12 protein-coding genes and 1 tRNA gene are annotated in these 18,966 nt (G+C 66.8%); 5 read left to right on the top strand and 8 right to left on the bottom strand.

Annotated features, from left to right (window positions below):
* Positions 1-134: 134 nt before the first annotated feature.
* Positions 135-722, top strand: a complete 588-nt coding sequence (locus tag NX773_RS17035) for a hypoxanthine-guanine phosphoribosyltransferase (protein ID WP_258857498.1) — start codon at positions 135-137, stop codon at positions 720-722.
* Positions 723-761: 39 nt separating this feature from the next.
* Here NX773_RS17035 and NX773_RS17030 read toward each other — a convergent pair whose 3' ends face one another.
* The 4 genes from NX773_RS17030 to NX773_RS17015 form a co-directional block, all read right to left on the bottom strand.
* The gene (locus tag NX773_RS17030; RefSeq protein ID WP_258857497.1) at positions 762-1,715 is read right to left on the bottom strand and encodes an NAD(P)H-dependent flavin oxidoreductase; all 954 of its coding nucleotides are present in this window, start codon (positions 1,713-1,715) and stop codon (positions 762-764) included.
* Positions 1,716-1,809: 94 nt separating this feature from the next.
* Positions 1,810-2,715, bottom strand: coding sequence for an MBL fold metallo-hydrolase (locus NX773_RS17025; RefSeq protein ID WP_258857496.1), 906 nt, complete (start codon positions 2,713-2,715; stop codon positions 1,810-1,812).
* On the bottom strand, positions 2,716-2,907 hold the full coding sequence (locus NX773_RS17020; protein WP_258822858.1) for a DUF1289 domain-containing protein: 192 nt from the start codon (positions 2,905-2,907) through the stop codon (positions 2,716-2,718).
* The gene (locus NX773_RS17015; protein ID WP_258857495.1) at positions 2,904-3,332 is read right to left on the bottom strand and encodes a thioesterase family protein; all 429 of its coding nucleotides are present in this window, start codon (positions 3,330-3,332) and stop codon (positions 2,904-2,906) included. Before NX773_RS17015 ends, NX773_RS17020 begins: the two co-directional genes overlap by 4 nt.
* A gap of 98 nt (positions 3,333-3,430) precedes the next feature.
* Between NX773_RS17015 and NX773_RS17010 the strand changes: the two genes are divergently transcribed.
* Positions 3,431-3,844 (top strand): ribbon-helix-helix domain-containing protein, encoded by a 414-nt coding sequence (locus NX773_RS17010; RefSeq protein ID WP_258823362.1) that lies wholly within the window; start codon positions 3,431-3,433, stop codon positions 3,842-3,844.
* A gap of 23 nt (positions 3,845-3,867) precedes the next feature.
* Complete coding sequence (locus NX773_RS17005; protein ID WP_258857494.1) at positions 3,868-4,938, top strand: extracellular catalytic domain type 1 short-chain-length polyhydroxyalkanoate depolymerase; 1,071 nt, start codon at positions 3,868-3,870, stop codon at positions 4,936-4,938.
* Between the two features lie 18 nt (positions 4,939-4,956).
* On the opposite strand, the gene NX773_RS17000 is transcribed toward NX773_RS17005, so the two are convergent.
* Genes NX773_RS17000 through NX773_RS16990 form a run of 3 tightly spaced genes read right to left on the bottom strand, consistent with a single transcriptional unit; the run spans position 4,957 to position 6,073 of the window.
* Positions 4,957-5,409 carry a DUF29 domain-containing protein gene (locus tag NX773_RS17000; protein WP_258857493.1) on the bottom strand — a complete coding sequence of 151 codons (453 nt, stop codon included), beginning with the start codon at positions 5,407-5,409 and terminating at the stop codon, positions 4,957-4,959.
* Entirely contained in the window at positions 5,387-5,815 is a 429-nt protein-coding gene (locus NX773_RS16995) for a DUF29 domain-containing protein (RefSeq protein WP_258857492.1), read from the bottom strand. The genes NX773_RS17000 and NX773_RS16995 overlap by 23 nt, the downstream gene beginning before the upstream one ends.
* Positions 5,816-5,869: 54 nt before the next feature.
* Positions 5,870-6,073: a cysteine-rich CWC family protein gene (locus NX773_RS16990; protein WP_258857491.1), complete on the bottom strand. Its 204-nt coding sequence runs from the start codon at positions 6,071-6,073 to the stop codon at positions 5,870-5,872.
* Between the two features lie 134 nt (positions 6,074-6,207).
* Here NX773_RS16990 and argB point away from each other — a divergent pair, with 134 nt between their 5' ends.
* Positions 6,208-7,137, top strand: a complete 930-nt coding sequence (gene argB, locus NX773_RS16985; RefSeq protein ID WP_258822853.1) for an acetylglutamate kinase — start codon at positions 6,208-6,210, stop codon at positions 7,135-7,137.
* A gap of 61 nt (positions 7,138-7,198) precedes the next feature.
* Positions 7,199-7,273, top strand: a tRNA-Thr gene (locus NX773_RS16980).
* Between the two features lie 114 nt (positions 7,274-7,387).
* Here the strand turns inward: NX773_RS16980 and NX773_RS16975 are convergent.
* Complete coding sequence (locus tag NX773_RS16975) at positions 7,388-18,802, bottom strand: Ig-like domain-containing protein (RefSeq protein ID WP_258857490.1); 11,415 nt, start codon at positions 18,800-18,802, stop codon at positions 7,388-7,390.
* Positions 18,803-18,966 lie beyond the last annotated feature (164 nt).

Genomic DNA, 18,966 nt, shown 5'->3' with positions numbered 1-18,966 from the left:
TACGCCGCTGCGTGGCCAATGGGGCAAGCGTTTCTTGCGCTGCGACATCAATTCGTCAACATGCGGCACAACGGGACCACCGCAGTTGCGGATATGCCGCATAATCACCGGGTTTCTTTTTTTGTCGAATAGCCATGCAAGAATTTCACCACGACCGGGCCCGCGCCCTCCTCGAACACGCCGAACAGGTCGCCAGCGCCGAACAGGTACAGCAGGCGGTGCGCCGCGTTGCGGACGAGCTCAACCAACGCTTCGGCAATCCTGACGAGCAGGCCTTCCCGCTGGTGCTGGGCGTCATGGGCGGCGCGGTCGTTTTCACCGGCAACGTGCTGCCGCAACTGGACTTCCCGCTCGAATTCGACTACATCCACGTGACCCGCTACGGCGACGAGGACCAGGGCGGGCAGGTGGTGTGGAAGGTGATCCCGCGCCAGAGCGTGGCCGGCAAGACGATCATCGTGCTGGACGACATCCTGGACGAAGGCGAGACGCTGGCGCAGGTCAAGCAGCGCCTGCTGGACATGGGGGCCAAGGAGGTCATCATCGCGGTCTTCGCGGACAAGGACCTCGGCCGCAAGAAGCCGGTGCAGGCCGATATCGTCGGCCTGTCGCTCCCGAACCGGTTCGTGGTCGGCTTCGGGATGGACGTGTACGGCTACTGGCGCAACCTGCCGGCGCTGTGGGCGATCAGCCCGGAGGACCTGAAGGCGGCGCAGCCGTAAAACCCGGGCGCATCATCGCCAAATGAGCGTCGTCCCGGCTCAACCGCACAGGCGCGCGCGCGCCGCGTCGTATTCGGCCTTGAGCCGCCCGACCATCTCGGCCACGGTGGGCACGTCGTCCATCAGGCCCACGCCCTGCCCCGCGCCCCAGATGTCGCGCCAGGCCTTGGCGCTGCCCGAGCCGAAGCTCATCTTGCTCTTGTCCGACTCCGGCAGCGCGTCCGGGTCCAGCCCTGCGGCGACGATCGACTTGCGCAGGTAGTTGCCGTGCACGCCGGTGAACAGATTGGTATAAACGATATCCGCAGCCGACGATTCGATGATCGCGTCGCGGTAGGCGTCGCTCACGTTCGACTCGCGCGTGGCCAGCCAGCGCGAGCCGATGTAGGCGAAATCGGCGCCCATTGCCTGCGCCGCCAGGATCGCGCCGCCGGTCGCGATCGAGCCGGACAGCGCGACCGGCCCATTGAAAAAGCGCCGCACCTCGCCCACCAGCGCAAACGGCGACAGCGCGCCCGCGTGGCCGCCGGCGCCGGCCGCCACCAGGATCAGCCCGTCCACACCTGCCTCCAGCGCCTTGTGCGCGTGGCGGATCGAGATCACGTCATGCAGCACGATGCCGCCGTAGGCATGCACCGCGTCGAGCATTTCTTTGGGCGGCGCGCGCAGCGACGAGATGATGATGGGCACCCGGTGCCGCACGCACACCTCCACGTCGTGCGCGAGCCGGTCGTTCGACTGGTGCACGATCTGGTTGACGGCGATCGGCCCCACCCTGGCTCCCGGATTGGTCTCGCGCCAGGCGGCCAGCTCGTCCTGCAGCTCGGTGAGCCAGGTGTCGAGCAGTTCGGCCGGGCGCGCGTTCAGCGCCGGGAACGAGCCGACGATGCCGGCCTTGCACTGTGCCGCCACCAGCTTGGGACCGCTGGCGATGAACATCGGCGACGCGATCACGGGAAGGGTCAGGTCTTGCAGCACGGCGGGCAGGGTCATCAGGCTCTTTCGCGAAAAGTTGAACGGACAGGCGTGCAACGATTATAGGGTCAAAAAAGCACGACCGTGCTAGACGTGGCGCTCTAAACGGCATTCATGTGAGCAGCACGCCACCGTCTACCCGCGCAGCGCCCGCGCGCACCAGCGCGCGCACGGCCCAATCGGCCAGTTCGGCGTACTCCATGCCCAGGTATTGCAGGCGTGCGCGCTCGACCAGCGGGATCGAGGCCAGCAGTTGCGGCACGGCGGCCAGCGCCACCTGGCGCCGTTCCAGCAGCAGGAACTGGAGCATGACCTTGACCGCGTTCTCTGCAGTGCGGCGCGGATCCTGCGCCAGGTAGTCCAGCCGTGAACGGGCGCGCGCCAGTGCCTGCGCGGCGTCGCCGAAGATTGCGCCATGGCCGGGGATGACGATGCGCGCGTGAAGGCTGTCGATGAGGTCGAGCGTGGCCGCCTGCTCCTGCAGGCCCGGTTCGCCCGCCAGCTCGGGGAACAGCACGCCAAAGCCGTTTTCCCACAAGGCGTCGCCGGAGATGAGGATGCCCTCGGCGGCGCAATAGAACAGCAGCGCATGCGGATCATGCCCGGGCGCGGCCAGCGCCTGCCACGACAAGCCACCCAGCTCGATTGTGTCGCCCGCGGCCACGGCGCCGTCGAAAGCGAAGCGCGGGCATTGCTGGCCGGTGGCGCGAAAGCTCAGCGCGTCCTCGTCCCACGCGCGCACCTTGTCCGCTTCGGCCGCGGGGATCAAGGTATGGCAGCGGTAGCGCGCCTGCAGCGCCGCATTGCCGCCGCAGTGGTCCGAATGCAGGTGCGTGTTGAGCAGGTGCGCGAGCGGACGGCCCTCAAGCGCATGGTCCACCAGCGCCAGCGTCTGCGCGGTGTGGGTGACGTAGCCGCTGTCCACCAGCGCGCTTTGCGGCCCGGTGAACAGCACGTTGTTGGACGACAGCCAGCCGCGCTCGAACACGCGCATGGTGGCGGGCAGGCGCAGCGCCATCTAGCGAAACAGGCGCTCTTCGCGCCGGCGGATTTCGCGCCACACGGCGCGCTTGGCCTCGTCGCTCGCGCTGCCCCACGTCGCGATCTCGTCGATGGTGCGCAGGCAGCCGCGGCACAGGCCCGTGTCGGGCGCGATTTCGCACACATTGATGCATGGGGACGGGACCGGCGTTTGCTGCTCGGGATTCATGCCGCCGCCTTCGCGCCCTTTTGCGCGAGCCTGGCCGCAAAACGTTCGGGGTCGATCACGCAGCGCTCGTGGATGCCCTCGCAGATGCGGTCCACGTCGTCCCATGCCTCGACCTTGAAGCGCACGCGCCGGCCATCCACTTCGATGACCTCGCCCGTTATGCGCAGCGTCATGCCGGGCGGCGTGGGCGCGAGGTGAGCGAAGCTGACCATCGTGCCCAGGCTCTGCTCGCGCGGCCAGTCCATGTAGGGCATCATGCCGTGCACGCATGCCAGTTCCATCATGCCGACCATGTAGCCGGTGGCCAGCACGTCGGGCATGTCGAGGCAGAACGCGGTGTCGTGATACAGCTGCGGTACGGTGGCGCGCGACGGCACGGTGTACTGCCATTCGAAGCGCACGCCGGGTTTCAGGTCTGGACTCATGGGCAGAAGATTAACGTATTCAATCGGATCGCGCTTGACCCTCGGTTTCAAGCGCGTAGACTACCATCCAGTCAGATGGTGGATGGATGGCGGGTGCGATGGGCGCGGGCGAACTGAAGCAAAAAACGCAGGATTCCGAAAAGATCACGATCAACCTCGGGCCAATCGACCTTGGCCAGATCGACCTCCTGGTGAGCGAAGGCTTTTACGCCAACCGCACCGATTTCATCCGCACGGCGATCCGCAACCAGCTCGGCCAGCATGCCGACGTGGTGCGCCAGACCGTGGCGCGCCGGAGCCTTGTGCTGGGCATGCATCACTATTCGCGCGCCGACCTCGAAGCCGCGCGCGCCGCCGGGCAGCGCCTGCAGATCCAGGTGCTCGGCATGGCCAGCATCGCGGACGACGTCTCGCCCGAGCTGGCGCTGGCCACGATCGAATCGATCTTCGTGCTCGGCGCGCTGCACGTGCGCAGCGAACTGAAGGCGGCGCTGGCCGACCGCATCATCTGATATTCCCAACCTCAGGAGAGCCCATGAAACTGAACCAGAAACTGTTTACGCAAATGCGTGCCGCATCGCGGGCGCTGATGCGCAAAGGTCCGGCCGCGGTCACGACCAGCGCCGTTCAGCAGGCGCTCCACAACGCGTCGGCGCTGCAGCAGGCGGCGCGCAAAATGATGGAGCCGACCGCGATGCCGATGCCGGCCGACCTGCTGGCCGCGATCGACCTGCCGGCCGGCGCCCTCAAGCCACAGCCGGGGCCCACGCTGCCAGGCACGTTCAGCGACGGCGTTTATACCAACGACGCCGGCAGCCGCGATTACAAGCTGTACGTGCCCAGCACCTGCCACGGACAGCCGGTGCCGCTGGTGGTGATGCTGCACGGCTGCACGCAAGACCCGGACGACTTCGCGCGCGGCACCCAGATGAACGCGCTGGCCGAGGACATGCCCTGCCTGGTCGTGTATCCGGCGCAGTCGCAGCAGGCCAACCCGTCGCGCTGCTGGAACTGGTTCGACGAGACGAACCAGCAGCGCGACCGCGGCGAACCGTCGATCATCGCCGGCATCACGCGGCATGTCATGGCCACGCACGCGGTGGACCCGGCACAGGTGTACGTGGCCGGCCTGTCGGCGGGTGGCGCGATGGCGACCATCATGGGCACCGTGTATCCGGACCTGTACGCGGCCGTGGGCGTGCACTCGGGCCTGCCGTTCGCGGCGGCTGACGACCTGCCCTCGGCGCTGGCGGCAATGAAGGGCGACTTCAAGCGCCGCCACACGCCGGGCCAGACGCTGCCGATCATCGTGTTCCACGGCGACCAGGACCAGACCGTGCACCCGGCCGCGGCCGACGAACTGATTGCGCAGGGCACGCTGGCGGTGTCGAAAGGGATCGTGGTCGAGCCGGGCCGCGTGCCGAACGGGCATGCCTACACGCGCACGCTGCACCAGCGCGACGATGGCAACGTGCATGCCGAGCAGTGGGTGGTGCATGGCGGCGGCCATGCGTGGTTTGGCGGCAGCGCGCACGGCAGTTACACCGACGGCCGCGGGCCGGATGCGAGCCGGGAGATGCTGCGTTTTTTCCGAACGCGGCGGTGAGCTGAACCCAGCGAATGATCAGTTCGGCCAGAAATCCTCGTCAAGCGTCTCGCTGACCGACCAAATCCAAGTTCCTGGAAACATCAGGTTAGTCTGTGCCCGCGCCAGCGCCACGCCGTCCTTCCAGCATAGGCCGAGCCATGCATCGTCCGCCAAAGCATGCTTGAGGCTCGGCGACCTCTGCAGCGCGATGTGGATCGCGGTGCGTTGTTCGCGGATCGTCGCTTCCCAGCTGTGACAGCGGCGCTTGGGCTGGTACTTCCATTTCAGCAAATGCGCGAGGAGGACTGTCATCCTGCTGCCGAGTTGTCGCTGCTCGCGCCTGCTCACCCTTCCAACCTCCCCGGCAAAACGAAACTTGTCGAATCCGCTTGCGTCCGGGCGACGCAACCTAGCCGCCGCCGCGTTGGCGGTGACGCCCACATCGTCTTTTGTCCAACCGTCCATGTCAGACCGGGAAAAAGTCGTCATCCAGTACCTTGCGCACAGGCCAAGGACAATGCTCGGGAAAGTCCAACCCGATCTCATCCCGCAAGCGACGGACCGCGTCGCCCCACACAACGTCGAGCCACCCCTGGTCTTCAAACAACTTACTCAGGCTTGGCGCTTCGCCCAGATAGTAGCTCACAGCCTGACGCTTTGCGGCGATCGTTTCGCGCCAGTACCCGCAACGCCAGGCTGTTTGGTATTGCCACTTCAGCAGATGCATCAACAAGGAACCGAATCGCCGCCCGAATTCGCGTTGCTCGTCATGGGCAACGCCTTCGATCTCCTCAGCGATATTCATCACGTCAATTGCGTCGAGCTTGCCAGAACGGAGCAAAGCCGCCTGCTCGCTGGCCCAAGCGACGACATCGTTGTCGTAGGAAGTGTCCATCGCAGCTCCTTCAGCTAACAGAGCTTAGACCCGGAACACGCAGCGCGTATCCGCTCAGTTCAAAGGCGGAGCCGGAACTTCCGGCGTGGCGTCGGATCGGCCGGCCACATGCCGCTCGAGGCAAGCCGGGCACCAGCAGCCGGCCGGCACATCCGGCACCGGCACGATGGCCGGCAGCGCCGTGCACCAGCAGGGCTCGGCCCCGCCATCGGCCATCGCGCACCCAAACGGTGCACCGCAGCGCGTACAAATGCTCATCGATCGGCCCGCTAAGTGAGGTAAGTAACCAAAGTTAACGGATGGAGCCGGAAAATTCAACAAGAGAGCCCTATAATGCGCACAGGCCCTGCCCGGTTGCCTGTAAAATCCTGCAAAATTCTTTTGGACCATCGATGAACGCCCAGCTGACCAATCCGCCCGCCGACGACCAGAATTTCGACCTGACCAAGGTCTCACCACAAATCAAGGCCCAGATCCTGGCGGAAGCGCTGCCGTACATCCGCAATTTCCACGGCAAGACCATCGTCATCAAATACGGCGGCAATGCCATGACCGACGAGCGCCTCAAGCACGGCTTCGCGCGCGACGTCATCCTGCTCAAGCTGGTGGGCATGAACCCGGTGGTGGTGCACGGCGGCGGTCCGCAGATCGACAACGCGCTCAAGAAGATCGGCAAGCAAGGCACCTTCGTGCAAGGCATGCGCATCACCGACGAGGAAACCATGGAAGTGGTGGAATGGGTGCTGGGCGGCGAGGTGCAGCAAGACATCGTCATGCTGATCAACCACTACGGCGGCCAGGCGGTCGGCCTGACCGGCAAGGACGGCGGCCTGATCCGCGCACGCAAGATGTCGATGCCGGACCGGGACAAGCCGGGCGAGTTCCTCGACATCGGCTTTGTCGGCGAGATCGAAGCCATCAACCCGGCCGTGGTCAAGGCACTGCAGGACGACGCCTTCATCCCGATCATCTCCCCGATCGGTTTCGGCCAGGACGGCCAGGCCTACAACATCAACGCCGACGTGGTGGCAGGCAAGATTGCCGAGATCCTGAAGGCCGAAAAGCTGATCATGATGACCAATATCGCCGGCGTGCAGGACAAGAACGGCAACCTGGTCACCGACCTGTCGGCGCGCGAGATCGACGAGATGTTTGCCGATGGCACCATCTCGGGCGGCATGCTGCCGAAGATCTCGTCGGCGCTCGATGCCGCCAAGTCCGGCGTGAACACGGTGCACATCATCGACGGTCGTATTGAACACTCATTGTTGCTTGAAGTCTTGACCGAACAGGCTTTTGGCACTATGATCCGCTCTCACTGAAAAATTCATGTGGACGCGACACCCGCCCGGGTGTGCATTGCATGCGTCCCCATGTCTTCCTGCCCTTGTAGCTCAGTGGTAGAGCACTCCCTTGGTAAGGGAGAGGCCACGTGTTCAATCCACGTCAAGGGCACCAAGAATTCCCCCTCATGCCAATGAACCTGCAGTGGATTGCCGCTGCGGGTTGCCGTTGTCATGTCGTCGCGCTGGCGTAAAGCCGGCCGCCGCCGGCCTTACGCTCAGAACCGAATCAGAACAACCACAACCCCGCATTGCCGAACTGCGCGTGCTGCACGTCGTCCTGGGCGATCCAGGTTGCGATCAGCTCGGCACGGCTGTGGTGGCCCAGGTAGTCCTGCCACGACTGCATGCCGCCCGCTTTCGACGCATCCAGCCCCGAGTTGGCGTACAGCGCCTGGACAAAGGCCGCATCGCTGGTGCCGCCAAAGCGCGACTGGAACTCGGACGTGGCCACCAGCGCCCTGGCCATTCCCGGCGCATCGGTATTGAGCGCCAGGAAGGATTTGAGGGCGTCCAGGCCGGCGGCGTGATGGAACACCGTCTGGAACATCAGGCCCACGCGGTCCAGCTGCCCCACGTCCTTGCCAAGCGCGGTCAGGTCGACTTTGCCGTCCTTGAACTCGGCCACCTCGATGCCGGACAGCGTGTCCAGGCTGTCGCTGCCGGTGTCGGCAACGCGCAGCAGGCCATCGGTCCCGATCAGGACGTGGTACTGCGCCTGGTTGCCGCCATAGACCGCCGTGTCCACGCCGTCGCCGCCCACCAGCAGGTTGTGCCCGGTGCCGCCCTCCAGGCGGTCGTCGCCGCTGCCGGAAAACCAGGCGGTTTCCTGCGCCAGGCTGCCCTGCGCGATGGTGTAGCCGTCGGCCGCCAGCATCTTGCCCTTGTGCTCGTCGCTCAGCGCGACGGCCACCAGCACGTCCGCCCGGCCGGACGGCGCCCTGCCGTCGCTGCCGGACAGGCGCGCGCTCCAGTACTCCATCGCCGCGCTTTCCGGCTCGCGGCCCAGCACCTGCAGGTACATGCCGCGCACGAAGGTCGCATTGTCGGCGTGGGCCAGCGCGCTGCCGCCGAATTCGGCCGAGGCCAGCACGCCATTGGCCACGTCGGCAAGCGACACGCCGGCACGGGCCCAGAAGGTGAGCCCGGCGACGTCGGGCGCGCGGTCCAGTCCCGCGTACAGCATGGCGATCCCGGCCAGCTGTTCCGGGGCGGCCTTCAGGAAGCCCAGCTCCGAAACCGTGGCGTCCAGCTCGGCTCCCTGCACCACTTCGGTTCCCGCCGCGGTGAATACGGCCTTGTCGTGCGTGGCGCTGATCGCACCGGCTGCAGTCATGTGGAAGGTCCAGTCGCCCACCGTGCTGCGGCCGCCGTTGAGCATGTCGTCGCCCGCGCCGCCGATCACGGTATCGTTGCCGATGCCGCCCGCGACCAGGTCGTTGCCGTCGCCGCCATCGAGATGGTCATCGCCGCCCGCGCTGCCGATGAAATCGTCGCCGCCGCCGCCGCTGAGCACGTCGTCGTCCGGGCCAAGATAGATGGTTTGCGACGCGCCATCGCCCACCACGTAATTCTTGCCCAAACCGCCGATCAGGCGCACGTCGCCGATCACGGCGGCGAAATCGACGTTATCGAGCTGCAGCGTGGAGCCGGCAGGCAGGCCAGCGCCGTCGATGACCAGGCCGACCACCGGTGCGTTCGGCCCGTTGCCCGTTCCCGCGCCGCTGATGACGATCGGCTGGCTGGGCGCAGTTCCTGACGACACGGTCGGAACGATGGTCCGCGATTCGACCTGCCCGTTGGCGCCCAGGCTGTTCAGGAAGCCCTGGCCCTGGCTGGTCATGTCCGTCTGGCTCGCCGACCCGCTGGTGGTCTTGTCCTGGATGCGGTGGATCAGGTCCGTCAGCGCATCGCTCGTGCTCAACGGGGCCGCCGGGCCTTCCACCTGCAGGCCCGTGCCAACCGGCAGGCTGGCCGTCAGCGCAGGCGCGCCGCCCGGGGCCGGGTTCGATACGAGCGGAATGTCGGCCAGCTTCTGGTTCGGCGTGTTCGGATCGTCCACCCGTCCGGCCGGCACCTCCGGAATCAGCAGTACCTGCTGCACGCGTCCGGTGTTGGGATCGGTCGTGGACTGGCTGACCACCTGAACGCCATCGACCGTACCGATCGCCGAGCCGGCCGGGGCAACCACGTAGTGCGCGCTGACGGAGCCGATACCGGCGTTGCCGATGGCCGTCCTGACTCCGCCCAGGTCAATCGCGAGCGAGCCCGGCGACGCGGCCTTGCCGCCGGTATCGGCGGTCAGGGTGGCGGTCCAGGTCGTCCCGCCATCGTTGGAGGCAAGTGCGGACAGGGTCGCGTGCGAGACGGTGAGGTCGGCACTGTCGAAGCCAAGGACGGGTTGGGAGAACTTGATGGTGACCTGCGTATTGGCGCCCGGCGCCAGCACCTTGGTGTCCACCGTGATGCTCGCGGTGGGGCGGATCGTGTTGACCGTGTAGTTTGCCGAGGTGCTCTGGCCTTCGCCGCGCTGGCCCTGGGCACCGATCACCCCGCTGTTGTCCACCTTGATCAGGTTGGAGGTGTCGTCGATGTTGGTCGTCGGAGTGAACAGCGCGGTCCAGGTGCTGCCGTTGTCGGTGCTCGCCAGGTTGGACAGCTTGCCGTTTTCGGCAACGAGGTCGGCGAGCGTGAAGCCGGTGACGGCTTCGCCGAACCGGATGGTGACCACGGCGGTTTCACCCGCCAGCAGGCTGGTGTCGGACAGGTCGATGGCAGCGGCCAGCCTGCCGGTCTGCACGGTGTAATTGGGCGACGTGCTCGATCCGATTCCCCTGTTGCCGACGCCGTCGGTGACTCCGGTGTTGTTCACGTTGATGACGTTGGAGGCCGACGACACGCCCGGGTTGGGCGTCATCAGGGCAGTCCAGGTGCGGCCGCCATCGCTCGAGGACAGGTTCGACAAGGTGGCATTGGACGCGCTGATGTCGTTCAGGTCAAAGCCCACTACCCGCTCGTTAAAGCTGATCGTCACCGTCGCGGTCTCGCCCGAGGTGAGCGCGAGGTCGTTCAGCGACACGCTCGATGTCGGTCCCGACGTATCGAGTGTGAATGAGAGCGGGTTGCTCGCGACGCTCGTGTTGCCGGCACCGTCGGTCTGGTGCGCCAGCACCGTCGCCGACCCTTCGGTGGTGACGATGAACTCGGTGCCGCTGCCATTCTGCCAGTGCGCGCCGCCGTCCACGCTGTACTGCCAGCTTGCCCCCGCCTCGATGCCGCTCACGGTGATCTTGCCGTAGCTGACGACGCTGCCGGGCGACCCGCCGCTGGTCAGCGCAATCGATGGCGCGGCCGGGGCTGCACGGTCGATGGTGACGCTGGACGCGGCCGAGGCGGGACCAGTGTTCCCGCCAGTATCGGTGGCGACCGCGGCGATGTTGGCGATGCCCTCCGCCAGTCCGCTCACGTCGATCGCCCAGGTGCCGCCCGCCGCAACCCCGGTGCCCAGTACCGCATTGGTGGCGGGGTCGATCAGTTTCACGGTCGCGCCATCTTCGGCAGTGCCCGTGAAGCGCAGGGTAGCCGCATTGGTCAGCCCGTCGGAATTCGACACCCCGCTGTCGCTGGCGGCATCGAGGACCGGCACGGACGGCGCGGATGGCGCGAGCGTGTCGAAGGTCAGGGCCGGCGTGGCGCCCGCGCCGCCGGCGTTGCCGGCCGCGTCGGCGTAGGCGCCGGCCGCAACGGTGATGCTGGCCGTTTTGTTGTTCATGTTGGCGTCCGGCGTGAAGGTCGCCGTGCGCGTCGTTCCGGTGCCCGACAATGCACCGAGCGTACCGCCGCTCACCGCCACGTCTCCCGCGTCAAAGGTCGCGCCCGGGTCTTCGCTGAAGGTGAAGGTGATCGTCGCCGTCTCGCCAATCTTGAGCGCGGCCTTGTCGCTGGTGATGGCTACCGTCGGCGCCAGCGTGTCGAAGCTCACGCCCGGCGTGACGCCGGCGCCGCCGTTGTTGCCTGCGCCATCCGTGTAAGCGCCGCCTGCCACGGTAATGCTCGCCGTGCCCGCGTTGGTGTTTGCCGTGGGCGTGAAAGTCGCCGTGCGCGTCGTTCCCGTGCCCGACAACGTGCCCAGCGTACCGCCGCTCACCAATACGTCGCTTGCGTCAAAGGTCGCGCCCGGGTCTTCGCTGAAGGTGAAGGTGATGGCCGCCGTCTCGCCAATCTTGAGCGCTGCTTTGTCGCTGGTGATCGCCAGCGTCGGCGCCAGGGTGTCAAAGGTCAGGCCAGGCGTTGCGCCGGCGCCGCCGGTGTTGCCCGCGCCGTCGGCGTAGGTGCCGCCTGCAACGGTGATGCTCGCCGTGCCGCCGTTGGTGCTTGCGGTCGGCGTGAAGGTCGCCGTACGCGTCGTTCCCATGCCCGACAACGCGCCCAGCGTACCGCCGCTCACCGCCAGGTCGCTCGCGTCAAAGGTTGCGCCAGGGTCCTCGCTGAAGGTGAAGGTGATGGTCGCCGTCTCGCCTGCCTTGAGCGCAGCCTTGTCGCTGGTGATCGTTACCGTGGGCGCCAGGGTGTCGAAGGACAGGCTCGGCGTGGCGCCGGCGCCGCCGTTGTTGCCCGCGGTGTCCGTGTACGTGCCGCCTGCCACGGTGATGCTCGCCGTGCCGGCGTTCACGCCATTCGTCGGCGTGAAGACGGCAGTGCGGGTCGTTCCCGTGCCCGACCATGTGCCCAGCGTGCCGCCGCTCACCAATACGTCGCTCGCGTCAAAGGTCGTGCCGGGGTCCTCGCTGAAGGTGAAGGTGATGATCGCTGTTTCGCCGACCTTGAGCGCCGGCTTGTCGGCGGTGATGGCGAGTGTGGGAACCGTGGTGTCGATGGTCACGGCCAGCGGGGCCGAGGCGGGGCCGGTATTGCCGGCCGCGTCGGTGGCCACCGCCGTGATCGAGTGCGTACCCTCCGACAGCGCCGGGGCGGTGATCGACCAGACACCGGCGGTCGCCGTGCCGGTGCCGATCAAGCTCGCGCCGTCGTACAGCTTGACGGTGGCGCCTGCCTCGGCGGTGCCGGTGAGGGTCGGTGTCGTGGTGTTTGTCTGGTTGTCGGTGGCCGAGGTGCCTGTATCGCTGCCGGCGGCGAGCGCGGGCGCCGAGGGGGCGTTCGGGGCCAGCGTGTCGAAGGTCACGCCCGGTGTGGCGCCGGCGCCGCCGTTATTGCCCGCGCCGTCCGTGTAGCTGCCAGCTGCCACGGTGATGCTTGCCGTGCCGCCGTTCGTGTTTGCGGTCGGCGTGAAGGTCGCGGTGCGGGTCGTTCCGGTACCCGTCAATGCGCCCAGCGTACCGCCGGTCACCGCCAGGTCGCTCGCGTCAAAGGTCGCGCCCGGATCTTCGCTGAAGGTGAACGTGATGGTCGCTGTCTCGCCAACCTTGAGCGCCGCCTTGTCGCTGGTGATCGTTACCGTGGGCGCCAGCGTGTCGAAGGTCACGCTCGGCGTGGCGCCGGCGCCGCCGTTGTTGCCCGCGCCGTCTGTGTACGCGCCACCCGCCACGGTGATGCTCGCCGTGCCGGCGTTCACGCCATTGGCCGGCGTGAAAACGGCGGTGCGCGTCGTTCCTGTGCCGGACAATGCGCCCAGCGTACCGCCCGTCACCAATACGTCGCTCGCGTCAAAGGTCGCGCCCGGGTCCTCGCTGAAGGTGAAGGTGACGGTCGCCGTCTGGCCAATCTTGAGCGCGGCTTTGTCGCTGGTGATGGTTACCGTTGGCGCCAGCGTGTCGAAGGTCACGCCTGGCGTCGCACCGGCGCCACCATTGTTGCCTGCCCCGTCCGTGTAGGTGCCGCCCGCCACGGTGATGCTGGCCGTGCCGGCATTCGTGTTTGCAGTGGGCGTGAAGGTCGCCGTGCGCGTCGTTCCCGTGCCGGAGACAGTGCCCAGCGTACCGCCCGTCACCAATACGTCGCTTGCGTCAAAGCTTGCGCCAGGGTCTTCGCTGAAGGTGAACGTGATGGTCGCCGCCTCGCCAGCCTTGAGCGCCGCCTTGTCGCTGGTGATCGCCAGCGTCGGCGCCAGCGTATCGAAGGTCAGGCCCGGGGTAGCGCCGGCGGCCCCAGTGTTGCCTGCGGCGTCCGTGTACGTACCGCCAGCCACCGTGATGCTTGCCGTGCCGCCGTTGGTGCTTGCGGTCGGCGTGAAGGTCGCGGTGCGGGTCGTTCCGGTACCCGACAATGCGCCCAGCGTACCGCCGGTCACCGCCAGGTCGCTCGCGTCAAAGGTCGCGCCCGGGTCTTCGCTGAACGTGAACGTGATGGTCGCCGTCTCGCCAACCTTGAGCGCGGCTTTGTCACTGGTGATCGTTACCGTGGGCGCCAGCGTGTCGAAGGTCACGCCCGGCGTGGCGCCGGCCCCGCCGTTGTTGCCAGCGCCGTCCGCGTACGTGCCGCCTGCGACCGTGATGCTCGCCGAGCCGGCGTTCACGCCATTGGCCGGCGTGAAGATGGCGGTGCGGGTCGTTCCCGTGCCCGACAATGTGCCCAAGGTGCCGCCGCTCACCAATACATCGCTCGCGTCAAAGGTCGCGCCCGGGTCTTCGCTGAAGGTGAAGGTGATGGTCGCGGTCTCGCCAATCTTGAGCGCCGACTTGTCGCTGGTGATCGCCAGCGTCGGCGCCAGCGTGTCGAAGCTCACGCTTGGCGTCGCGCCTGCGCCGCCATTGTTGCCCGCGGCGTCCGTGTACGTGCCGCCTGCCACGGTGATGCTCGCCGTGCCCGCGTTGGTGTTTGCAGTGGGCGTGAAGGTCGCGGTGCGGGTCGTTCCCGTACCCGACACCGTGCCCAGCGTGCCGCCTGTCACCGTCACGTCGCCTGCGCCGAAGGTCGCGCCAGGGTCTTCGCTGAAGGTGAAGGTGATGGTCGCGGTCTCGCCAGCCTTGAGCGCCGACTTGTCGCTGGTGATCGCCAGCGTCGGCGCCAGCGTGTCGAAGGTCAGCGACGGAGTCGCGCCCGCACTGCTGGCATTGCCTGCGGCGTCCGCATAGGCGCCCGCCGCCACGGTGATGCTGGCCGTGCCGCCGTTGGTGCTTGCCGTCGGCGTAAAGGTCGCGCTGCGCGTCGTTCCCGTGCCCGACAGCGCGCCCAGCGTGCCGCCCGTCACCGCGATGTCGCTCGCGTCAAAGGCCGCGCCAGGGTCTTCGCTGAAGGTGAAAGTGATGGTCGCCGTCTCGCCAATCTTGAGCGCAGCCTTGTCGCTGGTGACCGTTACGGTCGGCGCCAGCGTGTCGAAGGTCAGGCTCGGCGTGGCGCCGGCACCGCCATTGTTGCCCGCGCCGTCCGTGTAGGTGCCGCCTGCCACAGTGATGCTCGCCGTGCCGGCGTTGATGTTTGCTGTGGGCGTGAAGGTGGCCGTGCGCGTCGTTCCCGTGCCGGACACCGTGCCCAGCGTGCCGCCCGTCACCAATATGTCGCTCGCATCAAAGGTCGCACCCGGGTCTTCGCTGAAGGTGAAGGTGATGGTCGCGGTGTCGCCTGCCTTGAGCGCCGCCTTGTCGCTGGTGATCGCCAGCGTCGGCGCCAGGGTGTCGAAGGTCACGCCTGGCGTCGCACCGGCGCCACCATTGTTGCCTGCCCCGTCCGTGTAGGTGCCGCCCGCCACGGTGATGCTGGCCGTGCCGGCATTCGTGTTTGCAGTGGGCGTGAAGGTCGCCGTGCGCGTCGTTCCCGTCCCGGACAGCGCACCTAGCGTGCCGCCCGTCACCGTCAGGTCGCTTGCATCAAAGGTCGCGCCAGGATCTTCGCTGAAGGTGAAGGTGATGGTCGCGGTGTCTCCAGCCTTGAGCGCCGACTTGTCGCTGGTGATCGTCAGCGTCGGCGCCAGCGTGTCGAAGGTCAGCGACGGAGTCGCTCCCGCACCGCTGGCGTTGCCTGCGGCGTCCGCATACGCTCCCGCCGCCACGGTGATGCTCGCCGTGCCCGCGTTCACGCCATTCGTCGGCGTGAAGACGGCGGTGCGGGTCGTTCCCGTGCCCGACAACGCGCCCAGCGTACCACCCGTCACCGTCAAGTCGCTCGCGTCAAACGCCGCGCCCGGGTCTTCGCTGAACGTGAACGTGATGGTCGCCGTCTCGCCAATCTTGAGCGCAGCCTTGTCGCTGGTGACCGTTACGGTCGGCGCCAGCGTGTCGAAGGTCAGGCTCGGCGTGGCGCCGGCACCGCCATTGTTGCCCGCGCCGTCCGTGTAGGTGCCGCCTGCCACGGTGATGCTCGCCGTGCCGGCGTTGATGTTTGCTGTGGGCGTGAAGGTCGCCGTGCGCGTCGTTCCCGTGCCGGACACCGCACCTAGCGTGCCGCCCGTCACCAATACGTCGCTCGCATCAAAGCTCGCGCCCGGGTCTTCGCTGAAGGTGAAGGTGATGGTCGCAGTCTCGCCAGCCTTGAGCGCCGCCTTGTCGCTGCTGATCGCCAGCGTCGGCGCCAGCGTGTCGAAGCTTACGCTCGGGGTGGCGCCGGCGGCGCCATTGTTGCCCGCGCTGTCCGTGTACGTTCCGCCTGCCACGGTGATGCTCGCCGTGCCGCCGTTGGTGCTCGCCGTCGGCGTAAAGGTCGCCGTGCGCGTCGTTCCCGTGCCGGACAGCGCTCCAAGCGTGCCGCCCGTTACCGTCAGGTCGCTCGCGTCAAAGGTCGCGCCCGGGTCTTCGCTGAAGGTAAAGGTGATGGTCGCCGTCTCGCCAATCTTGAGCGCCGCCTTGTCGCTGGTGATCGTCAGCGTCGGCGCCAGCGTGTCGAAACTCAGCGACGGCGTCGCTCCGGCGCCGCTGGCATTGCCTGCGGCGTCCGCATACGCTCCCGCCGCCACGGTGATGCTCGCCGTGCCACCGTTGGTGCTCGCCGTCGGCGTAAAGGTCGCGCTGCGCGTCGTTCCCGTGCCCGACAAGGCGCCCAGCGTACCGCCCGACACCGTGATGTCGCTCGCGTCGAAGGCCGCGCCCGGGTCTTCGCTGAACGTGAACGTGATCGTCGCTGTCTCGCCAATCTTGAGCGCCGACTTGTCGCTGGTGACCGTTACCGTCGGCGCCAGCGTGTCGAAGGTCACGCTCGGCGTCGCGCCGGCGCCGCCATCGTTGCCGGCCCCGTCGGTGTAGGTGCCGCCTGCCACGGTGATGCTCGCCGTGCCCGCGTTGGTGTTTGCAGTGGGCGTGAAGGTCGCGGTGCGGGTCGTTCCCGTGCCCGACACCGTGCCCAGCGTGCCCCCCGTCACCGTCACGTCGCCCGCGTCGAATGTCGCGCCAGGGTCTTCGCTGAAGGTGAAGGTAATGGTCGCGGTCTCGCCAGCCTTGAGCGCAGCCTTATTGCTGCTGATCGCCAGCGTCGGCGCCAGCGTGTCGAAGGTCAGCGACGGAGTCGCGCCCGCACCGCTGGCATTGCCTGCGGCGTCCGCATAGGCGCCCGCCGCCACGGTGATGCTGGCCGTGCCGCCATTGGTGCCTGACGTGGGCGTGAAGGTCGCGCTGCGCGTCGTTCCCGTGCCCGACAGCGCGCCCAGCGTGCCGCCCGTCACCGCGATGTCGCTCGCGTCAAAGGCCGCGCCAGGGTCTTCGCTGAACGTGAACGTGATGCTCGCCGTCTCGCCAATCTTGAGCGCCGACTTGTCGCTGGTGATCGTTACAGTCGGCGCCAGCGTGTCGATGGTCAGGCTCGGCGTCGTCCCGGCGCCGCCGTTGTTGCCGGCTGCGTCGGTATAAGAGCCAGCCGCGATCGTGATACTGGCCGAGGTGCTGTCCAAGCCCGCCGTCGGCGTGAAGGTGGCGGTGCGCGTGGTGCCAGAGCCCGAGATGGCGCCGAGCGTGCCGCCGGTGACGACCACGTCGCCGCTCGTTCCGTTCCAGGTAAAGCTCGAACCGGGATCTTCGCTGAACGTGAAGGTGATCGTCGCGGTCTGGCCCACCAACACCTTGGAGACGTTGCTGCTGATGGTGACCGTCGGTGCGGTGCGGTCGATGGTGAAGCTGCCTGCGCTGCTGGTTGGGCCCACCTGGCCGCCGCCGGTGATCTGCCCGTACACGTTGTAGCTGCCATTGGCGAGCGTGGAGACGTCGATCGCCGGGGACGTCCACGTGCCACTGGTCAGCGTCGCCGAAGTGCTGATCAGATCGGTGCCGGCGTCGTACACCCCATTGCCATTCTTGTCCACCCAGACCTGCACGGTGCTGGTCGAATCGCCCGCCGCACCAGCGCCGGAGAAGGAGACGGAGGTGGCCTTGGTGAGCTTGTCGCTGTTGCTCAAACCGGTGTCGGTGGCGGCGGTCAGCACGGGTGCGCTTGCTGCGGGGGGCTTGACCGTCACGTTGACGGTGCGCGTAGCGGTGGCGGTGCCGTCACTCACCTTGACCACAAACGAATCGGTACCCGCATAGCCGGTGGTCGGCGTATAGACGATGCTGCCGCCCGGCGTGACATCGGTGCTGCCGCTGGTCGCGGTCGGGCTCGAGAAGGTCAGGACGCCATGGGACGGAGCGGTATCCTGGCTCCAGGTCAGCGTCTGGCCGCTGTCGGTATCGCTCACGTGCAGTAGCGCAGCCAGATTCACTGCGGTGTTCTCGGTGTCGGTGAGCTGGGTGGTCGTGTCGACAAAGGTTGGCGCGATATTGGCCGCGATCGGGTTTGAAACGCTGAACCCGTCGAACGTGTTTTGCGAGATCGGCCAGTGGACCAAGGGGTCGCTCGACCCGATGATCTCGACCGTAAACGTGTGTATGCCCACGAACCCCGAGAAGTCCCCGCCGGTATAGGTGGTCGATCCGTTTGCTGTACTGACGGTGGTTTGCGCGATCAGGCCCCCGCCCGCGTTAAAGCCGCTCACAAGAATCGAAAACGTTCCCGTCGCCGAGTATTTGATCCAGTTGATGCCGTCGAGGTTGAATCCCGTGATGTTGGTGTTATCGGCGGTGACGGTGAACTTTGCGTCACGCCATTCGTTTGGCGCGGCCGGCGAATTGAAATACAGGCCGTTGGCGTCATAGGCCCCGGTCAGGGAATAGCCGGTTTGCACGCTCAGGGTGAAGCCGCCAACGAACGAGCTGGTGCTCATGGTGGGCGTTACGTCCTGCAGGCCGGTTGGCATCAGGCCCAGCAAGGTGTCCAGGCTGTGCACGGCCGCGGCGTTTAGCGCGCCATCGCTGGTGACGTCGCCCTGGCGGTATTCGAGCACCCAGTCGCCGCCGCGCTGCGCACCGCCGGTCGCATCGGTGGACGCCGCCACGTCCGCGCCAGTGGCCTGCGCGATCTGGCCGACGAATCTGGCGCCGATCGCCGCCGCACCCACGTCGCAGCCATACAGCAGGATATCGCCACCAGCGGCCAGCGCCGCGCCGATCTTGCCCAGCACCTCGGTGTAGCCGCCGATGTTGGCCGAGTCCAGGTTCACGCTGCCGAAATTGAGCGATCCCTCCGCGCCGTGCCCAACCACGTGCAGCCCGCCGACGCCGCTGCGGCCCTCGAGGATTGCCGAAATTTGCTGCAGGCCATCCTTGCTTGCGTCCAGGACGTGCACTTCGACGTCCGGAAGGAAAGCGGCAACCAGTTCCTGATAGTGGGCGACGTTATCGAAAACGAAAGCAATTTGGGTGGCGGGTTCTTGGACAGTTTGGCTATTCATGGCACGTAGACTGGTCGAGACAAAGGGAAGCCCGGCCGGGCGAAGCGATTCCGGCAGGCAAATAATTAGCTAAGTTTAAGAGTTAACGTAACCGCGAGAAAGCACAACTAGCAAGACTTCTAGTATAAAAGTTTGCACAAAGGAAAATAATTGCTATATTTTCA

It is taken from the genome of Massilia solisilvae (genome assembly GCF_024753215.1).
GTDB lineage: Bacteria > Pseudomonadota > Gammaproteobacteria > Burkholderiales > Burkholderiaceae_D > Telluria > Telluria solisilvae.
Note: the sequence above shows the minus strand (reverse complement) of the source record. Positions and strands in the feature narration are given on the sequence as shown.

Coding starts and splice junctions, on each gene's coding strand:
- NX773_RS17025 (WP_258857496.1), bottom strand. CDS start 2,715: ATGGCGCTGCGCCTGCCCGCCACCATGCGCGTGTTCGAGCGCGGCTGG.
- NX773_RS16990 (WP_258857491.1), bottom strand. CDS start 6,073: ATGAGCATTTGTACGCGCTGCGGTGCACCGTTTGGGTGCGCGATGGCC.
- NX773_RS16975 (WP_258857490.1), bottom strand. CDS start 18,802: ATGAATAGCCAAACTGTCCAAGAACCCGCCACCCAAATTGCTTTCGTT.
- NX773_RS17030 (WP_258857497.1), bottom strand. CDS start 1,715: ATGACCCTGCCCGCCGTGCTGCAAGACCTGACCCTTCCCGTGATCGCG.
- NX773_RS17020 (WP_258822858.1), bottom strand. CDS start 2,907: ATGAATCCCGAGCAGCAAACGCCGGTCCCGTCCCCATGCATCAATGTG.
- NX773_RS17010 (WP_258823362.1), top strand. CDS start 3,431: ATGGGCGCGGGCGAACTGAAGCAAAAAACGCAGGATTCCGAAAAGATC.
- NX773_RS16995 (WP_258857492.1), bottom strand. CDS start 5,815: ATGGACACTTCCTACGACAACGATGTCGTCGCTTGGGCCAGCGAGCAG.
- NX773_RS17005 (WP_258857494.1), top strand. CDS start 3,868: ATGAAACTGAACCAGAAACTGTTTACGCAAATGCGTGCCGCATCGCGG.
- NX773_RS17000 (WP_258857493.1), bottom strand. CDS start 5,409: ATGACGACTTTTTCCCGGTCTGACATGGACGGTTGGACAAAAGACGAT.
- NX773_RS17035 (WP_258857498.1), top strand. CDS start 135: ATGCAAGAATTTCACCACGACCGGGCCCGCGCCCTCCTCGAACACGCC.
- NX773_RS17015 (WP_258857495.1), bottom strand. CDS start 3,332: ATGAGTCCAGACCTGAAACCCGGCGTGCGCTTCGAATGGCAGTACACC.
- argB (WP_258822853.1), top strand. CDS start 6,208: ATGAACGCCCAGCTGACCAATCCGCCCGCCGACGACCAGAATTTCGAC.